Below are 20,197 nucleotides of genomic sequence, written 5' to 3' on the forward strand. Positions count from 1 at the left end.
TAAGGGTTAAAGAGTTATGGGCCGGGATCACTCGCTCATCCACTGGATGATTGTTCGGTAATCCTCGGCACTGCAGTCCATGCACAAACCACGCGGCGGCATCGCCTTGAAACCCTGGGTTACGTGTTGCACCAGCGTCCCCATACCTTTTGCCAACCTTGGCGTCCAAGCTTCCTGATCGCCCTTTTTAGGCGCCATGGGTAGTTGGCCGGAATGACAAGCAACACAAACACGGTTGTACACAGCTTCCGGATCCTGTGTAGCCTGAGCGCTGTAAAGCGGCATCAAGACACCGGCAGCTAGCAGCCATTTCGTCATAAAACGACCTTTTCAGGGTTGAGAGCGTGCTGCGTTCTAGTGCGCAATCAAGGTCAATCGCTCTCGTGAACTTCATCCTACGCTGGGACAAAGCGCACACAAAATCTGCGGCATTATATACTGGCGTCACTGAAACGGAAACGACACTGCTCGCCGCGTCCATTCCCGGCGCCGCCCACATCGGAAATCCCATGCAACTCAAGAACCCCATCCTCGGTCTGTGCCAACAGTCCACCTTCATGCTCAGCGCCGCCAAAGTCGACCAATGTCCCGACGACGAAGGCTTTGAAGTGGCCTTCGCCGGGCGTTCCAACGCCGGCAAGTCCAGTGCTCTGAACACCCTGACGCACGCCAGTCTGGCGCGAACCTCGAAAACTCCGGGGCGCACACAGCTCTTGAACTTCTTCAAGCTAGACGATGATCGTCGTCTGGTCGACCTCCCGGGTTACGGTTACGCGAAAGTACCGATCCCGTTGAAGCTGCACTGGCAGCGTCACCTGGAAGCGTATCTGGGTGGTCGCGAAAGTTTGAAAGGTCTGATTTTGATGATGGACATCCGTCATCCAATGACCGACTTCGACTTGTTAATGCTCGATTGGGCCGTCGCCAGCGGCATGCCGATGCACATTTTGCTGACCAAAGCCGACAAGCTGACTTACGGCGCGGCGAAAAACGTCCTGCTCAAGGTTCAGACAGACATCCGCAGGGGTTGGGGTGATGCAATCAGCATCCAGCTATTTTCGGCGCCAAAGCGCATGGGTCTGGAAGACGCCTACACTGTACTGGCGGGCTGGATGGAACTGGCAGACAAGGGCGCCGAGCTTGCCGAGTAAGCTGTCCACACAAAAGCAGCAGACAAAAAAAACCCCGGACTTCTTATGGGGAGGGGGAAGTTCCGGGGTTCAAGTTCCAGACCGTTAGGGCGGGGTCTAGATATCTGCCAACACTTAACACAACAAAGGAGCATCGAAGGGCTTCACCACCCATTCAGTAACTCTGAGTGGCAATTCAGGAGATTAGTTCAGAATTTTTTAAAAAGCCTTTGGAATAACCCAACGCATTTTCTGAACTAAGAGCCCTTTCGCTCTTTCTGCCGCGGCACTATGCCGCAGCGGAAAACGTCATTTCAGATGGCTCAGTGAGCCTCATCCCAGTTGTTTCCTACGCCAACCTCGACCAAAAGCGGCACATCAAGCTTCGCTGCGTCGCTCATGTGCACGCGAATCTCATCACGGACCTGGTCGACCAAATCTTCCCGCACTTCCAGAACCAATTCATCGTGCACCTGCAGAATGACTTTGGCGTCGAGGCCTGACGCTGTCAGCCAGCTGTCCACCGCAATCATGGCTTTCTTGATAATGTCCGCCGCGGTGCCTTGCATCGGGGCGTTGATCGCTGTGCGTTCGGCACCTTTGCGCAGGGCCGGGTTTTTCGCGTTGATTTCCGGCAGGTACAAGCGACGACCAAAGATGGTTTCGACGAAACCTTGTTCGGCGGCCTGGGCGCGGGTGCGCTCCATGTATTCCAGTACGCCCGGGTATCGGGTGAAGTAACGGTCGATGTAGGCCTGGGATTGCTTGCGATCAACACCAATCTGCTTGGCCAGGCCAAACGCGCTCATACCGTAGATCAAGCCGAAGTTGATCGCCTTGGCGCTGCGCCGCTGGTCGGTGGTGACGTCCGCCAGTTCAACCCCGAAGACTTCCGCTGCGGTGGCTTTGTGCACGTCCAGATCGTTGCGGAAGGCGTGCAGCAAACCTTCGTCCTTCGCCAGGTGAGCCATGATCCGCAGTTCGATCTGTGAATAGTCGGCGGCCAGCAGCTTGTAGCCTTTTGGCGCGACGAAGGCCTGACGAATCCGACGACCTTCGGCGGTGCGGATCGGAATGTTCTGCAGGTTCGGATCGCTGGACGACAAACGCCCGGTCGCCGCTACGGCTTGGTGATAAGAGGTGTGAATCCGTCCGGTGCGCGGATTGATCTGCTCTGGCAGGCGATCGGTGTAGGTGCTTTTCAGCTTGCTCATCGAGCGGTACTGCATCAGCACCTTGGGCAGCGGGAAATCCTGTTCGGCCAGTTCCGCCAGCACGGCTTCGGCGGTGGACGCCTGGCCCTTGGCGGTTTTGCTGAGGATCGGCAGACCGAGCTTTTCGTACAGGATCACGCCCAATTGTTTCGGTGAGCCGAGGTTGAATTCTTCCCCGGCGATGGCGAACGCCTCACGCTCGAGGGCGACCATTTTCTCGCCCAGCTCAACGCTCTGAATGCCCAGCAGGTTGGCATCGACCAGCGCACCTTGGCGTTCGATTCGTGCCAGCACCGGCACCAACGGCATTTCGATTTCGCTCAGAACCTTGCTCAGGCTCGCAATTGCGTTGAGCTTTTCCTGCAAGGTTTGATGGAGGCGCAGCGTCACGTCGGCGTCTTCGGCGGCGTAAGGCCCGGCCAGCTCCAGGGAGATCTGGTCAAAGGTCAGTTGCTTGGCGCCTTTGCCGGCGATGTCCTGAAAACTGGTGGTGGTGTGATTCAGGTACTTGAGCGCCAAGCTGTCCATGTCGTGACGGGTCGCGGTGGAGTCCAGCACGTAGGATTCAAGCATCGTGTCGAAAGCAATGCCTTGCACGGTGATGCCACAATTCTGATCGCCACCAATGGCGCAGTTGGCCAGAATGTTCATGTCGAATTTGGCGTGCTGGCCGACCTTAAGCTTGTTCGGGTCTTCCAGGATCGGTTTCAGTGCCCGCAGCACGGTGTCGCGATCCAGCTGATCCGGTACGCCCATGTAGGAATGGGTCAGCGGGATGTAGGCCGCTTCGTTGGCTTGTACAGCGAAAGACAGGCCCACCAGTTGCGCCTGCTGCGCATCGATGCCAGTGGTTTCGGTGTCGAAGGCAATCAGCTTGGCGTCGTTGAGCTTCTTCAGCCACAGGTCGAAGTCTGCCTGGGTGAGGATCGTGGTGTACTTCAGTTCGGTCTCGACAGCGGCTTCTTCAACCACCACCGGCGCGGTGACTTCCTGGCCGGAACGCTTGGCGTCGCGCTGGTTGTCGTCGAACCAACTCTTGAATTCCAGCAGCGTGTAAAGCTCAGCCAGTTTGTCGTGGTCCGGCTTGCCCATTTGCAAGTCGTCCAGGCCGATCTCCAGCGGTACGTCGATCTTGATCGTCGCCAACTGATAAGAGAGAAACGCCATCTCCTTGTGCTCTTCGAGCTTGGCCGGCAGGGTTTTCGCGCCGCGAATCGGTAGGGTCGGGACGATGTCGAGCTGCGCATAGAGCTCGGTCAGGCCGCCGTTGACGCCAACCAGCAAACCAGAAGCCGTCTTCGGACCGATACCCGGAACGCCCGGAATATTGTCGGAAGAATCGCCCATCAACGCCAGATAATCGATGATCTGCTCGGGAGCGACGCCGAATTTCTCCTTCACGCCCTCCACGTCCAGCGCGCTACCGGTCATGGTATTGACCAAGGTAATGTGGCCGTCGACCAATTGCGCCATGTCCTTGTCGCCGGTGGAGATCACCACCGGGCGGTCGGCCGCCGCGCTGCTGCGGGCCAGGGTGCCGATCACATCATCGGCTTCGACGCCTTCGACACACAACAGCGGGAAACCGAGGGCGATCACGCTCTGGTGCAGCGGTTCGATCTGCACGCGCATGTCATCGGGCATGCTCGGGCGATTGGCTTTGTACTCGGCGAACATTTCGTCGCGGAAAGTCCCACCCTTGGCGTCGAACACCACGGCGAACGGACTGTCCGGGTACTGCTTGCGCAGGCTCTTGAGCATGTTCAACACGCCTTTGACCGCACCGGTCGGCAAGCCTTTGGACGTGGTCAGCGGTGGGAGGGCGTGAAAAGCGCGGTACAGGTAAGAAGAACCGTCCACCAGGACGAGGGGGGCTTGGCTCATGAGCAGGATCAACCTTTTCGGCGGGTCCGGCGCTAGAATAGCGGGACCGTTGACGACAAAGGGACAAGGTTATCATGCGCACACTAAATCGCTTGCTGCTGGCTGGCTTGTTTGCAATCGCACCATTGGCCGTCATGGCGGCGGACGATGCGCCATCGCCGGAGCCGGACGTCACCATTCGCACGGAAGGCGATAAAACCATCCAGGAATACCGCCAAAACGGTTTCCTGTACGCGATCAAGGTCACACCGAAGGGCGCACCGCCTTACTTTCTGGTGCGTGCGGACGGAACGGATGCAAACTTCATCCGCTCGGATCAGCCGGATATGCTGATTCCGTCGTGGAAGATATTTGAGTGGAAGTAGTTACTTAATTTCAATCGGCGCTAGCTCAAGCAGCGGCGCCCGTACTGGCAGTTCAAACATGTCTGTGTTCACCCCGCTGGCTCGGCCCGAGCTGGAAACCTTTCTCGCCCCTTACGGGCTCGGCCGCCTGCTTGATTTCCAGGGGATTGCCGCTGGTAGCGAAAACACCAATTTCTTTATCAGCCTGGAGCAGGGCGAATTTGTCCTGACCCTGGTTGAGCGTGGTCCGGTGCAGGAGATGCCGTTCTTCATCGAGCTGCTCGACGTGCTGCACGACGCTGACCTGCCCGTGCCTTATGCATTGCGCACCACGGACGGCGTCGCCTTGCGCGAACTGGCCGGCAAACCTGCTCTGTTGCAGCCACGCCTGGCCGGCAAGCACATCAAGGAAGCCAACGCGCAGCATTGCGCTCAGGTCGGCGAGTTGCTCGGTCATCTGCACCTTGCAACCCGGGCCAACATGATCAAACGCAAGACCGATCGCGGCCTGGACTGGATGCTGGAGGAGGGCACGCAGTTGCTGTCGCACCTGAATGCCGAGCAGAGCGATCTGCTGCAACGGGCTCTGGACGAAATCACACAGCAGAAGACGAAAATTCTGGCGCTGCCGCGAGCCAACATTCACGCCGACCTGTTCCGCGATAACGCGATGTTCGAAGGCACTCACCTGACCGGGCTGATTGATTTCTACAACGCCTGTTCGGGGCCGATGCTCTACGACGTGGCGATTGCGTTGAACGACTGGTGTTCAGACGAGGACGGGTTGATCGTCGGACCACGAGCGCGGGCGTTACTCGGCGCTTATGCGGCGTTGCGGCCGTTTACCGCAGCCGAAGCCGAGTTGTGGCCGACCCTGTTGCGGGTGGCGTGTGTGCGGTTCTGGTTGTCGCGATTGATCGCAGCGGAGTCTTTCGCCGGGCAGGACGTGTTGATTCACGATCCGATGGAGTTTCAACAGCGTCTGGCGCAGCGTCAGAAGATCAGTACGCCGCTGCCGTTCGCCCTCTAAATCGTGGCAAGGGGGCAAGGCCCCCTCGCCACAGGGTGTCGTTTACAGCGACTCCAGGCACCCCGCCAAATCATTCCCCAACTTCTCAAGCACTTGCTCATACCCCTGAGCGGTTGCCGGCGTGTACCCGCCCAGCGCGTCCAGTTCCGCGAGTTTCACCGGCAGACCCGCCACCAGGGTTTCCGCCAGGCGCGGACGCAGCGGCGGTTCGCTGAACACGCAGGTTTTGCCGATTTCCTGCAGTCGAGTGCGCATCACCGCGACATGCTGGGCGCCAGGCTGGACTTCGGCCGCGACGCTGAACACGCCGGTGTGCTCGAGGCCGTAGGCGTCTTCAAAGTAGTCGAAGGCCTCGTGGAATACGAAATACGGTTTGCCTGCGATGCCGGCCAGACGAGCCTTCAAGCGAAGATCCATCGCATCCAGACGCTCATCGAACGCCTTGAGGTTGCTCTGATAACGCGCCGCATTGGAAGGATCGGCTGCACTCAGGTCAGCAGCCATTTTAGTGGCGATTACGCGAGCGTTGACCGGCGAAAGCCACAAGTGCGAGTCAAGACTGCCGGGACGGTGGTCGTGATCATGTTCGTCGGCTTCTTCTTCATGGGAGGGGCTATCTTCGGCGAAACGTCGCAGTTTCAGGCCCGGCAAGTCTTGCACTGCCACGCTGGGGAGCGTACGACCGTTCAGCACGCGAGGCAGGAAACCTTCCATGGCCGGGCCGATCCAGTAAACCAGATCCACAGATTGCACCTTCCGTACGTCGGATGGGCGCAAGGCATAGTTATGAGGCGAGGCGCCGGGCGGCAGCAAGACTTCCGGAATCGATACACCGTCCTGCACCGCAGCGGCGATCAGCTGTAGAGGCTTGATACTGGTGAGAACTTTGACATCGGCGTGAGCTGAACCCATCAGCAGAAAACTTGCGACAAATGCGACAAAGATAGAAAAAAGTCGGGACACGATGACCACTCGAAGAGGCGAGAACGGGTAACATAATAACGTCTCTCACAAAATTCGTCGCCGCTCATGCCTAAAACACCGATTGCCAGCCGTCCCCACGACCACTCTCATTGCGTCCACAGCGCATTGTCTGAGGCCGATACTCTGTGCGCACGTCAAGGCCTGCGCCTGACCGCCTTGCGCCGGCGGGTGCTGGAGCTGGTGTGGCAAAGCCACAAGCCGTTGGGTGCCTACGACATTCTCGCGGTGCTCAGCGAGCAGGACGGCCGCCGCGCGGCGCCGCCGACCGTGTACCGTGCGCTGGATTTCCTGCTGGAAAACGGCCTCGTACACCGCATCTCCTCGCTGAACGCTTTCGTCGGCTGCAATCACCCGGAACACGCCCACCAGGGCCAGTTCCTGATCTGCCGTGAATGCCACGCTGCGATTGAACTTGAACAAAAATCCATCAGCGACGCGATTATCAGTAGCGCCAAGGATGTCGGGTTCGTCGTCGAGGGCCAGACCGTTGAAGTGGTCGGCCTCTGTTCGGGTTGCCAGGGGGTTTGATGAGCAATGCGCTGATCCGCCTCGAGCAGGTTGCCGTGACCTTTGCCGGGCAAAACGTGCTGGATAACATTGAGCTGAGCGTCGAGCCCGGGCAGATCGTCACCCTGATCGGCCCCAATGGTGCCGGCAAGACGACCCTGGTGCGCGCCGTTCTCGGTCTGTTGAAACCGGACAGCGGCAGCGTGTGGCGCAAGCCGAAACTGCGGGTCGGTTACATGCCGCAAAAACTTCACGTCGATCCAACGTTGCCGCTGTCGGTGCTGCGCTTCTTGCGTCTGGTGCCGGGCGTGGACCGCGCCACGGCTTTGGCGGCACTCAAGGAGGTCGGTGCCGAACAGGTGATCGACAACCCGGTGCAAAGTGTTTCCGGTGGCGAAATGCAGCGGGTGTTGCTGGCCCGGGCATTGCTGCGCGAGCCGGAATTGCTGGTGCTCGACGAACCTGTGCAAGGTGTCGACGTGGCCGGTCAGGCCGAGCTCTACAGCTTGATCACACGATTGCGCGACCGTCACGGCTGCGGCGTGTTGATGGTGTCCCACGATCTGCACCTGGTGATGAGCACCACCGACCAAGTGGTCTGCCTCAATCGTCACGTCTGCTGCTCTGGGCACCCCGAGCAGGTCAGCGGCGATCCGGCTTTCGTCGAGCTGTTCGGAAAGAACGCACAGAGCCTGGCGATTTATCACCACCATCACGACCACGCCCATGACTTGCATGGCTCGGTGGTCAGCACGGCCCCGTCGGCCCCTATCCACGTTCACGGAGATGGCTGCAAGCATGGCTGATTTTCTGCTCTACGCCCTGCTTGCAGGCCTGGCCCTGGCGTTGGTCGCGGGCCCGCTGGGTTCGTTCGTGGTCTGGCGGCGCATGGCCTATTTCGGCGACACCCTTTCCCATGCCGCGCTGCTCGGCGTGGCTCTGGGCTTTTTGCTGGATGTCAGCCCGACCGTTGCGGTCACCGTAGGCTGTTTGCTGTTAGCCGTGCTGCTGGTGACCTTGCAACAGCGCCAACCGCTGGCGTCCGACACGCTTTTGGGAATTCTCGCACCGAGCACGCTCTCTCTGGGCTTGGTCGTACTAAGCTTCATGCACGAAGTGCGGATCGACCTGATGGCTTATCTGTTCGGCGACCTGCTGGCGATCAGTCCGACCGAACTGGCCTGGATACTCGGCGGCAGCATGGCCGTTCTGGCCTTGCTGGTGACGTTGTGGCGGCCATTGCTGGCGATCACGGTGCACGAAGAACTGGCCAAGGTTGAAGGTCTGCCGGTGGCGGCGTTGCGCTTGACCCTGATGTTGCTGATCGCTGTGGTGATCGCGGTGGCGATGAAAATCGTCGGTGTATTGCTGATTACCTCACTGCTGATCATCCCGGCGGCTGCGGCACAACGTCACGCCCGGTCACCGGAGCAGATGGCATTGGGCGCGAGCCTGCTGGGTATGCTCGCGGTCTGTGGCGGACTGTCGCTTTCATGGTTCAAAGACACCCCGGCGGGCCCATCGATCGTTGTGACGGCCGCCGCACTGTTTCTGCTGAGTTTTGTCCTGCCCCGTCGAGGGGTGTAGACTTGCTCGTTTTTTGGCGCAAATAGAGAGTCGCAGGAATGAAGCTGTTAGCCTCCCGTTATCTGCTCCTTGTCGCATTTTCGCTGCTACTGGGCGCTTGCCAAAGCACGCCACCGGCGGCCACCGAGGCTACCGGTGCACGGGCCACGGCCATCGCGCAGCTGCAACAAAGCCTAGCCAGCAGCGAACTGGCGACTGCCGAAGATCAACTGGCTGCCTTGCAGGCCGAGTCGCCCAATGATCAATCCCTTGAGCAATACCAGCGGCAACTGGCCGAAGCCTATCTGCGCCGCAGTCAGATCGTGCTGCAAAAGGGCGATGTGAATGCGGCTGCCACGGCGCTGAGCCGCGCCCGGTCGTTGATGCCCAAGGCTCCGGCGCTGACTGGCGGGGTCAACAATGCCATCGTTGATGCCCGCAAAGCCGAGCTGGATAGAGCCGAAGCTGCGCTCATGGCTGCCGAAGCCAAGCCACAGGCCAAAGTCATTGATCCGACGGCAGAAAGCACTACGGTTGCGTTGAACCTGACGGATATGACGAAGCTTCGTCGCCAATTGGATGCGATCGCCGCTGATGTGGTGAATTACCAATGCGACGTGAGTATTCAGGCACCACGCACCCAGGACTACCCTTGGTTGGCCACGTTGCTGACCAAGCGCGTGAAGAAGCTCGATGCGGATTTTGATCTGAACCTAGAGAAGCAGATTCTGCGCAACATTCCTGCGCAGATGGTTTTGAGCCCGCGTAAACCTTAAAAGCTTCGCGGGCAAGCCTCGCTCCTACAGGATTTGTGTCGTTCGCTAGTGGTATGAACGACGCAGTCCTGTAGGAGCAAGGCTTGCCCGCGAAGGCGTCCTCGCTACCAAGAAAGGTCCTTAAGCCGGAATCGCTTTGGCTTTTGGCTCCCTGTCCCACACCCGATGCTGCCCGATCGCGGCAAAAAACGGTTTGATCAACTTCGCATCCGTGCCCACGATCAACCCCGCATCAGCCTCCAGCTTCAACACATCCAGCAACTGTTTGGCCTCGCCCTGCAGTGCAATCGCCTTCAAGTGCTTGTACGCCTCCAGCAAATAATGCAGCGCCACACCGTCGGTGCTCAACGCCTTGATCGACGCAGCGCCACCGGGCACAAATACCGCATCGAACGCCACCGAAGGCAAGCCTTCCATCGACGCATCGACCGGCAGCGTCTTACCATCGGCGGTCGTCACAGGTGCAGACGTCGGGCCGAGCAGTTTGGCGTGCGCACCTTCTGCCATCAGCGCTTTCTTCATTGCATCAATCGCTGCACCATCGACGCCGTTGGCTGCCAGGATTGCCACTTTGCGGGTTTTGATATCCGCCGGCAGCAAGTTGGCCTGACTCAGGGCCGGCGAGCGATCCGGTGAGGTTTTGCGTACTTCGACCGTCCCGGCTTTGGGCGCTGGCAACCCTAGGTTCTGCGCCACGCGCTTAGCCAGTTCCAAATCGATGTTGGCCAGAATTTCATTCACCTGGCGCACGCGGATGAACTCCCGCTCAACCTTGCCCAACTCGAAGCTGTAAGCCGAGATGATGTGCTCCTGCTCGTGCTTGCTCATGCTGTGGAAGAACAGCCGCGCCTGGGAGAAGTGGTCGCTGAACGACTCGCTGCGCTGACGGATCTTGTTGGCGTCGATGCGCTCTGGATAACTTTCAAAGCCGCCATCCTGTGCCGCCGGCGGTGTTTCTTTCGGCCAACCGCTATCAATGGAGTTCGGCTCGTAGGACGCGCGACCCTTGTCGATGGTGGTGCGATGCAGCGCATCCCGTTGACCATTGTGGAACGGTGCCACCGGACGATTGATCGGAATCTCGTGAAAGTTCGGCCCGCCAAGTCGGCTGAGCTGCGTATCGGTGTAGGAAAACAATCGACCTTGCAGCAATGGATCGTTGGAAAAGTCGATCCCCGGCACGATATGTCCAGGGCAGAAGGCGACCTGTTCGGTTTCGGCGAAAAAGTTGTCGGGGTTGCGGTTGAGGGTCATTTTGCCCAGCGGGGTGATTGGTACCAGTTCTTCCGGGATCAGTTTGGTCGGGTCGAGGATATCGAAGTCGAATTTATGTTCGTTTTCCTCTTCGATGACCTGTACGCCAAGTTCCCATTCCGGGTAGTCGCCCATCTCGATCGACTCCCAGAGATCGCGACGGTGGTAGTCCGTGTCTTTACCGGCGAGTTTCTGCGCTTCGTCCCACACCAGCGAACAGGTCCCGGCAGTGGGGCGCCAGTGGAATTTGACGAAGCGTGATTTACCTTCGGCATTGATCAGGCGGAAGGTGTGCACGCCGAAGCCTTGCATGCTGCGCAGGCTTTTCGGGATCGCCCGGTCGGACATCGCCCAGATAACCATGTGCGCTGACTCGGGTTGCAGGGAGACGAAGTCCCAGAACGTGTCATGGGCCGAACCGCCAGTCGGTATCTCGTTGTGCGGTTCGGGTTTTACCGCATGCACGAAGTCGGGAAACTTGATCGCGTCCTGAATGAAGAACACCGGCATGTTGTTGCCCACCAGGTCGAAGTTGCCTTCGTCGGTGAAAAACTTCACGGCGAAACCTCGTACGTCCCGCACGGTATCGCCCGACCCGCGTGGGCCTTGTACCGTGGAAAAGCGCACGAAGACCGGGGTTTTCTGGCCTGGGTCTTGTAGGAACCCGGCCTTGGTCAGCACGGAATGGGTTTCATAGGTCTGGAAGTATCCGTGAGCACCCGTGCCGCGGGCGTGGACAATGCGCTCGGGAATGCGTTCATGGTCAAAGTGCGTGATCTTTTCACGCATGATGAAATCTTCCAGCAACGATGGCCCACGAGCGCCGACCTTCAACGTGTTCTGGTTATCCGAGACTTTCACGCCCTGGTTGGTACGCAGGGCTTGTTCAGTGGCGTCGGATCGAAATTTTTCCAGGCTGTCGAGCTTGGCATTAGTGTTGCCGCGATCCAGGGTATCGGTCCCGGCCAGTGCGCTTTTGTTTGCGGCAGGCTTCTTGGTACTCATCAGTTTTAAACTCCTCGTTGCGACTCCTGCCGTAGCCAGGACTCTTGAGCAATACCCCAGGCACGGCACCGGGGGCGTTTTCGAGTTGCTTAATTAGTGACTGATAACCTTTTTAGCCGTTCCTTTTTTTTGACCTTTGATCGCGTTATTGCCAAATGGAAGGTTGAATGCGGAATAAATGCTAATAACCTCTATACGGACAGGCTAAAATGCGCGCCCGGCTAACCGCTGATCCTATTCCAACGCGCCCCACAAGGTTCGCTACGTGATCGAGTTTCAAAACGTCCACAAAACCTACCGCGTCGCCGGTAAGGATATTCCCGCCCTGCACCCGACCAGTCTGACGATTGAGAACGGTCAGGTCTTCGGTCTGATCGGTCATTCCGGGGCGGGAAAAAGTACCCTGCTGCGTCTGATCAATCGCCTGGAAGAGTCCAGTGGCGGCAAGATATTCGTCGACGGCGAAGAAGTCACCGCGCTTGACGCCAACAGCCTGCGGCGCTTCCGTCAGCAGGTCGGGATGATTTTCCAGCATTTCAACTTGCTGGCGTCCAAGACCGTGGCCGACAACGTCGCGCTGCCCCTGACCCTCGCCGGCGAACTGTCGCGCAGCGAGATCGACCAGCGTGTGGCCGAGTTGCTGGCGCGGGTCGGTCTGTCCGACCACGCCAGGAAATACCCGGCGCAATTGTCTGGCGGTCAGAAGCAGCGTGTCGGCATCGCCCGCGCCCTGGCAACCAAGCCAAAAATCCTGTTGTGCGACGAAGCCACCAGCGCACTGGACCCGCAGACCACTGCGTCGGTCCTGCAATTGCTGGCCGAGATCAATCGCGAACTGAAGCTGACCATCGTGTTGATCACTCACGAGATGGATGTGATCCGCCGGGTCTGCGACCAAGTGGCCGTGATGGACGCTGGCGTGATCGTCGAGCAAGGTTCGGTGGCCGAGGTGTTCCTGCATCCGAAGCACCCGACCACCAAGCGCTTCGTGCAGGAAGACGAGCAGATTAACGAAAGCGAACAGCGCGATGACTTCGCTCACGTGCCGGGCCGCATCGTGCGTCTGACCTTCCAGGGCGAAGCGACCTACGCGCCGTTGCTGGGAACCGTCGCTCGGGAAACGGGTGTGGACTACAGCATCCTGGCCGGTCGTATCGACCGCATCAAAGACATCCCCTACGGGCAATTGACCCTGGCCGTCACCGGTGGCGACATGGAGGCGGCATTCGCCCACTTCTCCGCGGCTGACGTCCACATGGAGGTCCTGCGCTGATGGAAGTCCTGACAAGTTTCTTCGTCAATATCGACTGGTTTGAAATCTGGCTGGCCACTGGCGACACCTTGCTGATGCTCTTCGGTTCGTTGTTGTTCACCGTTTTGCTCGGCCTGCCCCTGGGCGTGCTGTTGTTCCTCTGTAGCCCGCGTCAGTTGCTGGAAGCCAAAGGCGTCTACGCGATGCTGTCGCTGATGGTGAACATCCTGCGTTCGCTGCCGTTCATCATTCTGCTGATTGTGATGATCCCGTTCACCGTGTTGATCACTGGCACGTCCCTCGGGGTTGCCGGTGCCATTCCACCGCTGGTGATTGGCGCTACGCCATTCTTCGCGCGACTGGTGGAAACCGCCCTGCGTGAAGTGGATCGCGGCATCATCGAGGCCACCCAGGCCATGGGTGCCACGACACGGCAGATCATCACCAATGCCTTGCTGCCGGAAGCCCGCCCGGGCATCTTCGCAGCGATTACGGTGACAGCTATTACACTGGTGTCCTACACGGCGATGGCGGGTGTGGTCGGCGCGGGTGGTCTGGGCGACCTGGCGATCCGTTTCGGTTACCAGCGTTTCCAGCCTGATGTGATGGTCGTGACCGTGATGTTGCTGCTGGTGCTGGTTCAAGTGTTGCAAACCGTTGGCGATAAGCTGGTCATACACTTCTCGCGTAAATAAGACATGCGCCGGCCATTCGCTGGCAGGCGCCGCAAGCTCACAAGGAGTTAGCTGAATGAAAAAACTACTCGTCGCGTTCGCTGCCGTTGCAGCCTTTTCCGCCCACGCCGACACCCTGACCGTCGCAGCCACCCCGGTCCCGCACGCAGAAATCCTAGAATTTGTGAAACCGGCCCTGGCCAAAGAAGGCGTGGACCTGAAAGTCAAAGTTTTCACCGACTACATTCAGCCGAACGTGCAAGTTGCCGAAAAACGTCTGGACGCCAACTTCTTCCAGCACCAGCCGTACCTCGATGAGTTCAACAAGGCCAAGGGCACCCACCTGGTCGCCGTTGCCGGCGTGCACCTGGAACCGCTGGGCGCTTACTCCAGCAAGTACAAAGCGCTGACCGAACTGCCAGGTGGCGCTAACGTTGTGATCCCGAACGACGCCACCAACGGCGGCCGTGCGCTGTTGCTGCTGGCGAAGGCTGGCCTGATCAAGTTGAAGGACTCGAACAACATCCTCTCGAGCGTCAAGGACATCACCGAGAATGCCAAGGACCTGAAATTCCGTGAACTGGAAGCCGCGACCATTCCGCGTGTGCTGACCCAAGTCGACCTGGCGCTGATCAACACCAACTATGCACTGGAAGCCAAGCTTGATCCGGCCAAGGATGCGTTGGTCATTGAAGGCAACGACTCGCCTTACGTGAACATCCTCGTTGCCCGTCCAGACGATAAGGACAGCGAAGCGATGAAGAAGCTGATTGCTGCCCTGCACAGCCCTGAAGTGAAAGCCTTCATCCTCGAGAAGTACAAAGGCGCGGTATTGCCGGCGTTCTGATCTGCTGAAGCAACGAAAAAAGGGGCGCATTGAATGCGCCCCTTTTTTTCGCCTGAAACACGGACCCTGTGGTGCTTATTTACGGTTAAGCATCACCGGCAACTGTGCCACCAATTTCACGTTGTTCAACGGCGCCCGAATGAACCCACGTTGCGTTCCGTCCGGCCCGATCACCGCCAGGTTGCCGCTGTGGTCGACGGTGTAATTGGGCTTGCTGGTGTCCGCCGGAATGAACGGAATGCTGACCGCATTGGCGAGCTTCTGGATGTCCTCGACCGAAGACGCCGTCAGTCCTTTGAACTGCGGATCGAAGTAGCCCAGGTACTGCTTGAGCTGCTTGGGTGTGTCGCGGTTCGGGTCGACGCTGACCAGAATGATCTGCAACTTATCCACCGCTTCCGGCGGCAGCTCGCTTTTGATCTGGCGCAACTGGGCGAGGGTAGTCGGGCAGATGTCCGGGCAGAAGGTGTAGCCGAAGAACAGCAGCGACCACTTGTCTTTCAGCTCGTTGACCGCCACCGGCCTACCGTCCTGATCGGTCATCGTCACGTCCGGCAGGTTGCGGCTTTGCGGCAACAGGATGATCCCGGCGTCGATCAACGCGGTCGGGTCGCCCTGGCCTTTGCCGGTCAGTACTTTGTTGATGGTCAGGCCCAGGACCAGCGCGATCAGGGCGACGAGGATAAAGACAGTTTTCTGGGTTCGAGTCATAGGTTCAACAGTAAGTAGTGGTCTACGAGCAGCGCGATAAACAGCAGGAACAAGTAATAAATAGAGTACTTGAAGGTGTTGATCGCCGCGTGCGGCCGAGTGCCACGGTACAGCACCACGGCCCATTGCAGAAACCTCGCGCCCAGACCCAGCGCGCAAATCAGGTAGAGCACGCCGCTCATGTGGATCACGTACGGCATCAGGCTGACGGCCAGTAGCGCGAAGGTATACAGCAGGATGTGAACCTTGGTGTAGTGCTCGCCATGGGTCACCGGCAACATCGGAATGTCGGCCTTGGCGTATTCCTCTTTGCGGTGAATGGCCAGGGCCCAGAAGTGCGGCGGGGTCCAGGCGAAGATGATCAGCACCAGCAACAGTGGTTCGGCGCTGACGTGGCCGGTGGCGGCGGTCCAGCCGAGCAGCGGCGGGGCGGCGCCGGCCAGTCCGCCGATGACGATGTTTTGCGGCGTCGCGCGCTTCAGGAAACCGGTGTAGACCACCGCATAGCCGAGTAGCGAGGCCAGCGTCAGCCACGCCGTTAGTGGATTGGTGAAGGCCAGCAGTATGGCTTGCCCAAGCACCGCCAATACCAAGGCAAAGGTCAGCGCGGCCGCAGGTGACACTCGACCCTCTGCCAAGGGTCGTTTGTGCGTGCGGGCCATGACCGCATCGATCCGTCGGTCCACGACATGGTTGACCGCCGCCGCGCCGCCAGCACACAAGGCGATCCCCAGATTGCCGAACACCAGCACCGTCCACGGCACCCCGGCGCGGGTCGCGAGGAACATCCCCACCAGAGAGGTGATGAGCATCAGCACCACCACTTTCGGCTTGGTCAGCTCCAGGTAGTCACGCCAGATTGCCTGACTGTGACGTTCGCCGATCAGAGTCGCCATGGCATCTCTCCTTTTATTGTTATGGGCCCGGCTGAATGTTTGCGCGGGCTGAACCGCCAGCGCGCAGGGGTTTGCTGTTTGACCCGAACCAGACGGGTTCGCGCGTGATAATTGACCAGCACCAACGTCAGCAGCAGTGCCGCTCCCCCGGCGTTGTGAGCGACGGCCACGGGCAGCGGCAGATGAAACAGCACATTGCTGATGCCGAGGGTGATTTGCGCGGCGAGTGCGATCAGCACCAGCCCGGCCAGGCGCGTCATGCCGACCACCTTTAGTTGCCACGCCAGACCGAGCAACACCAACGTCACCAGCAGCGCGCCGATGCGGTGAGTCAGATGAATCGCCGTGCGGGCATCACTGTCCAGTTGCCCGCCGAGGTAATTGGGGCCGATGTGTTGAGTCAGGTGAAAACCATTGGCGAAGTCCGCGGGCGGCAGCCATTGCCCATGACAGGTCGGGAAGTCGATACAGGCCACCGCCGCGTAGTTGGAACTGACCCATCCACCCAAGGCAATTTGCAGGATCACCAGCAGCAACCCGGCAGTCGCCCAGTACTGTAAACGCCGTGGCACGGTCAGCGCCGGCAGCACGCCGGACAGTCTCAACGTCAATAAAAACAGCAGGCTCAACGTCGCAAACCCACCGAGTAAATGCCCGGTGACCACCTGCGGCCAGAGCTTGAGCGTTACCGTCCACATACCAAACGCCGCTTGGGCAATCACCACCGCCAGCAGAAACAACGGCAACTTCACCGGTTGTCCCGGATGACGACGGTGAACCCAGGCACGACCGGCCAACACTGAGATCAGTAACCCAAGGGTGCCGGCGAAATAGCGGTGAACCATCTCGTTCCAGCCCTTGTGGGCTTCCACGGGGGCGTCAGGAAAACGCAGTTCGGCATGGGCCAGTTGGGCTTCGCTTTTCGGCACGCTGATAAAGCCGTAGCAACCCGGCCAGTCCGGGCAGCCGAGTCCGGCGTGGGTCAGGCGGGTGTAGGCGCCGAGCAACACCACAATCAGTGTCAGCAACGTGGCAAACAGTGCGAGGCGAAATCCAGGTTTGGCCATGACGATGCCCTTATCCGATGTTCGACAGTTTCAGCAGATGGCGCAGGTCGTTGAGCAGATCCTTACCCTTCACCGTTGGGTCGTAGCGCAGCACCAAGTTGCCGTGGGGGTCGATGATCCACAGCTGCGGTACGGCCTGGTCACCCGTGGTCTTGCTGAAGGTGGTCAGGTCCATGGGATAACGCTGCAGCTGTGGATACTCGCGGGTGAGCTTGGCTTCGTACTCGCTGCTCAGCGGTTGCGCGGCGGCCAGTGCGTGACTGGCGCGGGATGCATCGCGGGCGAGGCCGATCTGCACCTGGCGCGCCAGGTATACCAGTTGCTGACAGTCCACCGAGCAGTCCCTGGGCGCCGTCACCAGCATCTGCCAACGCTGCTCTTGCGCCTGCACGCCAAGGTCCGCACGGGTCTGGCCGTTGCCGATCAGTTCGCCGTGATAGCTGCGACCCTCCGGCACCCAGAACTGCAATTTGTACATGCCGGTGGCGAGGATCATCGGACCGATTACCCCAAGCAGAATCAGCAGCAGCTGCAAGCGACCTTTGCGCCGACTCGCGGGCGTTTTCGCCTCAGACATGCTGGGTGGATTCATGGCCGCTCCCATGGTGTTTCTCCTTTGCGTTTTGCCAGCCGAGATAGAGATAAAGGCCGAACAGGGCGATCGACATCGCGAACCACTGCACGGCATAAGCCAAGTGTTTTTCTGGCCCCATGGCCACCACGGGCCAATCGGCCTGATAGGTCGCGGGACCGCTTTCTGCGCGTAATTCGTAGGCGAAACCTTCACGGTTGAGCGCCGTCCAGAGTCTGGCCGGTTCGACTGCCGTGACCAGTTGCGGCCAGGTGGTGGTGTTTGGGTCGGCGTGGAGCTGGAAGGTCGCGCCGGGTGAAACGTAGACCCAGGCATCAAGACTCAACGCCTGAGTCGGCGTGGTGAATTGCGGCGGGTTGCGCCGATCCGGCCACGGCAGCCAGCCGCGATTGACCAGCAGCCACAGCCCGGTTTCCTGATCCTGAAACGGTTGCAGCAGCTCGACGCCGACCTTGCCGTCACGCTGGCGGTTATCCAGCAACAGGCTGTGCGCGGCATCGAACTGGCCGTGCAGGTGAACGCGGCGGAAGGCGGGATCCTCGGTGTGTTGCAGCTTGGTGCTGGCCATCGGTTCAGCCGCCCGACGCTCGGCGTAGCTTTGCAGCAGCGCACTTTTCTCCGCGCCCCGGCTCAGTTGCCAGAACCCGAGTGACACCAGCATGGGCAGCAACAACGCGACCACCACGGTCGGCACGATGCCCGGCCGAAAGCGCTTCATGGCGTCGCCAGAAAGTCGGTCGTCGCGATAGCTATACTCAAGTGCATCGCCTTTCCCCCGGAGTCTCACCATGCTCAAAGCAGCCATCGTCCTGATGCTGATTGCCACGGTTGTCAGCCTGTTCAGCGGCCTGTTTTTTCTGGTCAAGGACGACAGCAGCTCGAACCGCCTCGTCATTGCCTTGAGTGTTCGTGTCGCACTGGCCGCCATTACCGTCGGCTTGATCGCCTGGGGTTTTTTCAGCGGCCAGCTGGCCTCTACTGCGCCTTGGTGAAGCCTCAGAGCACGTAGACGAAAACGAACAGCCCGATCCACACCACGTCCACGAAGTGCCAATACCAACTGGCCGCCTCGAAACCGAACTGATGGTCGTTGTCGAAGTGCCCGCGCATGACCCGCATCAGCATCACGAACAAAATGATGGTGCCCATGGTGACGTGGGCACCGTGGAAACCGGTGAGCATGAAGAACGTCGCGCCATAGATGCCCGAACCCAGGGTCAGGCCCAGTTCGTTGTAAGCGTGGATGTACTCTTCAGCCTGGAAGCCGAGAAATGCGCAACCGAGCAATACGGTCAGCGCCAGCCAGATTTTCAGCGCACCGCGATGGCCCTTTTTCAAAGCGTGGTGGGCGATAGTCACGGTGACACTGGAACTGACCAGCAGCACAGTATTGAGCAGCGGCAGGCCCCACGGGCTGATAACGTCCTTGGGCGGCGGAAACAGTTTCGAGTCGGGGTTGTTCAGCAAAGGCCAGGCGAACTGGAAGTTCGGCCAGAGCATATGAGCCAGGCCTTTCGCACCTTCACCGCCGAGCGCCGGACCGGAGACCTGCCGCACATAAAACAGTGCACCGAAGAAGGCGATGAAGAACATCACTTCCGAAAAGATGAACCAGCTCATGCCCCAGCGAAACGAGCGATCCATCTGCGCGCTGTACAACCCCTGGCGACTTTCCTTGATCACCGTACCGAACCAGCCAAACAGCATGTACGCCAGCAGCAGGCTGCCGACGAAAAAGATCAGCGGGCCGTGGGATTCCGGCCGCGCAGCCTTCAGGTCGTTGAACCAGGTGGCCAGGCCCAACACCGTGACGAACATACCGACGGTGGCGATGATCGGCCATTTGCTCTGTGCCGGAACGTAATAATGTTCATGAGTTGCCATTTATTGTTCTCCTTATCGGGCACGCTCAGCCGCCAGTATTTACAGCCACCGGTGGATGTCGGGCGGTGATATCGAACAGCGTGTAGGACAGCGTCAGGTGCTTCACATCCTTGGGCATGTCGCGGTCAACGATGAAACGTACCGGCATCTCGATCCGTTGACCGGGCTGCAGCACTTGCTGGGTAAAGCAGAAACACTCGGTCTTGTGGAAGTACGCCGCTGCATTGCTGGGCGCAATACTCGGAACCGCCTGGGCGCTCATCGGGCGATCGGTCGGGTTATGGGCGATGAAAATCATCTCGTTCACCGCCCCCGGATTCGCCACCAGTTCATCGCCCTTGGGATAGAAGTCCCAGGACATGTCGGCGGCATTGGTCGACAGAAACTGCACGCGAACCTGCCGCGAAGTGTCGACCGTTTGTTCGCCCTCGTACTGCCCGCCGGTCTTGCCATTGATGCCGAACGCCTTGCACATCACGTCGTAGATCGGCACCAGGGCAAACCCGAAGGCAAACATCGCCACCACCACCATCAGCAGGCGCGTGACCAGCTTCTTCAACGAAATCGAATCAGCCATGGT

General features: G+C 59.4%; 22 protein-coding genes. 11 read left to right on the top strand and 11 right to left on the bottom strand.

Annotation, left to right across the window (positions count from 1 at the left end; all coding sequences use genetic code 11):
• Positions 1-27 precede the first annotated feature (27 nt).
• Positions 28-318, bottom strand: coding sequence for a c-type cytochrome (locus ACYZTU_RS01575; RefSeq protein WP_461967546.1), 291 nt, complete (start codon positions 316-318; stop codon positions 28-30).
• Positions 319-509: 191 nt separating this feature from the next.
• Here ACYZTU_RS01575 and yihA point away from each other — a divergent pair, with 191 nt between their 5' ends.
• Positions 510-1,151 carry a ribosome biogenesis GTP-binding protein YihA/YsxC gene (gene yihA / locus ACYZTU_RS01580; RefSeq protein ID WP_449644418.1) on the top strand — a complete coding sequence of 214 codons (642 nt, stop codon included), beginning with the start codon at positions 510-512 and terminating at the stop codon, positions 1,149-1,151.
• Positions 1,152-1,453: 302 nt separating this feature from the next.
• On the opposite strand, the gene polA is transcribed toward yihA, so the two are convergent.
• Complete coding sequence (gene polA, locus ACYZTU_RS01585; RefSeq protein ID WP_461967548.1) at positions 1,454-4,228, bottom strand: DNA polymerase I; 2,775 nt, start codon at positions 4,226-4,228, stop codon at positions 1,454-1,456.
• A 74-nt stretch (positions 4,229-4,302) separates the two neighbouring features.
• On the opposite strand from polA, the gene ACYZTU_RS01590 reads away from it, so the two are divergent.
• Together ACYZTU_RS01590 and ACYZTU_RS01595 are read left to right on the top strand one after the other, a co-directional pair.
• Positions 4,303-4,593, top strand: coding sequence for a DUF2782 domain-containing protein (locus tag ACYZTU_RS01590; protein WP_461967550.1), 291 nt, complete (start codon positions 4,303-4,305; stop codon positions 4,591-4,593).
• 58 nt (positions 4,594-4,651) lie between these two features.
• Positions 4,652-5,602 (top strand): homoserine kinase, encoded by a 951-nt coding sequence (locus ACYZTU_RS01595; RefSeq protein ID WP_282379618.1) that lies wholly within the window; start codon positions 4,652-4,654, stop codon positions 5,600-5,602.
• Between the two features lie 42 nt (positions 5,603-5,644).
• Here the strand turns inward: ACYZTU_RS01595 and ACYZTU_RS01600 are convergent, their stop codons facing one another.
• Complete coding sequence (locus ACYZTU_RS01600) at positions 5,645-6,565, bottom strand: zinc ABC transporter substrate-binding protein (RefSeq protein WP_461967552.1); 921 nt, start codon at positions 6,563-6,565, stop codon at positions 5,645-5,647.
• A 66-nt stretch (positions 6,566-6,631) separates the two neighbouring features.
• On the opposite strand from ACYZTU_RS01600, the gene zur reads away from it, so the two are divergent.
• From zur to ACYZTU_RS01620, 4 genes are read left to right on the top strand one after another with little or no spacing between them, the layout of a single operon-like run.
• Entirely contained in the window at positions 6,632-7,114 is a 483-nt protein-coding gene (zur, locus tag ACYZTU_RS01605) for a zinc uptake transcriptional repressor Zur (protein ID WP_449644414.1), read from the top strand.
• Positions 7,114-7,899, top strand: a complete 786-nt coding sequence (gene znuC / locus ACYZTU_RS01610) for a zinc ABC transporter ATP-binding protein ZnuC (protein ID WP_461967554.1) — start codon at positions 7,114-7,116, stop codon at positions 7,897-7,899. The genes zur and znuC overlap by 1 nt, the downstream gene beginning before the upstream one ends.
• On the top strand, positions 7,892-8,680 hold the full coding sequence (gene znuB / locus ACYZTU_RS01615) for a zinc ABC transporter permease subunit ZnuB (protein ID WP_461967556.1): 789 nt from the start codon (positions 7,892-7,894) through the stop codon (positions 8,678-8,680). Before znuC ends, znuB begins: the two co-directional genes overlap by 8 nt.
• 38 nt (positions 8,681-8,718) lie before the next feature.
• Positions 8,719-9,435, top strand: a complete 717-nt coding sequence (locus ACYZTU_RS01620; protein WP_449644411.1) for a PA5502 family lipoprotein — start codon at positions 8,719-8,721, stop codon at positions 9,433-9,435.
• 120 nt (positions 9,436-9,555) lie between these two features.
• On the opposite strand, the gene katE is transcribed toward ACYZTU_RS01620, so the two are convergent.
• Complete coding sequence (katE, locus tag ACYZTU_RS01625) at positions 9,556-11,694, bottom strand: catalase HPII (protein WP_461967558.1); 2,139 nt, start codon at positions 11,692-11,694, stop codon at positions 9,556-9,558.
• 265 nt (positions 11,695-11,959) lie between these two features.
• Between katE and ACYZTU_RS01630 the strand changes: the two genes are divergently transcribed.
• The 3 genes from ACYZTU_RS01630 to ACYZTU_RS01640 are packed head-to-tail and all read left to right on the top strand — an operon-like array spanning position 11,960 to position 14,467.
• Complete coding sequence (locus tag ACYZTU_RS01630) at positions 11,960-12,967, top strand: methionine ABC transporter ATP-binding protein (RefSeq protein WP_461967560.1); 1,008 nt, start codon at positions 11,960-11,962, stop codon at positions 12,965-12,967.
• A complete protein-coding gene (locus ACYZTU_RS01635; RefSeq protein ID WP_282379599.1) occupies positions 12,967-13,641 on the top strand; it encodes a methionine ABC transporter permease in 675 nt (224 codons plus the stop codon). The genes ACYZTU_RS01630 and ACYZTU_RS01635 overlap by 1 nt, the downstream gene beginning before the upstream one ends.
• Before the next feature lie 55 nt (positions 13,642-13,696).
• A complete protein-coding gene (locus ACYZTU_RS01640; RefSeq protein WP_461967562.1) occupies positions 13,697-14,467 on the top strand; it encodes a MetQ/NlpA family ABC transporter substrate-binding protein in 771 nt (256 codons plus the stop codon).
• 75 nt (positions 14,468-14,542) lie between these two features.
• Here ACYZTU_RS01640 and ACYZTU_RS01645 read toward each other — a convergent pair whose 3' ends face one another.
• From ACYZTU_RS01645 to ACYZTU_RS01665, 5 genes are read right to left on the bottom strand one after another with little or no spacing between them, the layout of a single operon-like run.
• Positions 14,543-15,178, bottom strand: a complete 636-nt coding sequence (locus ACYZTU_RS01645; protein WP_461967564.1) for an SCO family protein — start codon at positions 15,176-15,178, stop codon at positions 14,543-14,545.
• Complete coding sequence (gene cyoE / locus ACYZTU_RS01650) at positions 15,175-16,074, bottom strand: heme o synthase (RefSeq protein WP_461967566.1); 900 nt, start codon at positions 16,072-16,074, stop codon at positions 15,175-15,177. Before cyoE ends, ACYZTU_RS01645 begins: the two co-directional genes overlap by 4 nt.
• Positions 16,062-17,141: a COX15/CtaA family protein gene (locus tag ACYZTU_RS01655; RefSeq protein ID WP_461967568.1), complete on the bottom strand. Its 1,080-nt coding sequence runs from the start codon at positions 17,139-17,141 to the stop codon at positions 16,062-16,064. The genes cyoE and ACYZTU_RS01655 overlap by 13 nt, the downstream gene beginning before the upstream one ends.
• A 10-nt stretch (positions 17,142-17,151) precedes the next feature.
• A complete protein-coding gene (locus tag ACYZTU_RS01660; RefSeq protein WP_461967570.1) occupies positions 17,152-17,745 on the bottom strand; it encodes a hypothetical protein in 594 nt (197 codons plus the stop codon).
• On the bottom strand, positions 17,711-18,451 hold the full coding sequence (locus tag ACYZTU_RS01665; RefSeq protein ID WP_461967572.1) for an SURF1 family protein: 741 nt from the start codon (positions 18,449-18,451) through the stop codon (positions 17,711-17,713). Before ACYZTU_RS01665 ends, ACYZTU_RS01660 begins: the two co-directional genes overlap by 35 nt.
• Positions 18,452-18,521: 70 nt before the next feature.
• On the opposite strand from ACYZTU_RS01665, the gene ACYZTU_RS01670 reads away from it, so the two are divergent.
• Entirely contained in the window at positions 18,522-18,725 is a 204-nt protein-coding gene (locus tag ACYZTU_RS01670; RefSeq protein WP_282379586.1) for a twin transmembrane helix small protein, read from the top strand.
• Positions 18,726-18,729: 4 nt separating this feature from the next.
• On the opposite strand, the gene ACYZTU_RS01675 is transcribed toward ACYZTU_RS01670, so the two are convergent.
• Positions 18,730-19,617 (bottom strand): cytochrome c oxidase subunit 3, encoded by an 888-nt coding sequence (locus tag ACYZTU_RS01675; protein ID WP_461967574.1) that lies wholly within the window; start codon positions 19,615-19,617, stop codon positions 18,730-18,732.
• 25 nt (positions 19,618-19,642) lie between these two features.
• Entirely contained in the window at positions 19,643-20,194 is a 552-nt protein-coding gene (locus tag ACYZTU_RS01680; protein WP_461967576.1) for a cytochrome c oxidase assembly protein, read from the bottom strand.
• Positions 20,195-20,197: the final 3 nt, after the last annotated feature.

This window comes from Pseudomonas sp. HLT2-19-2 (assembly GCF_054898005.1).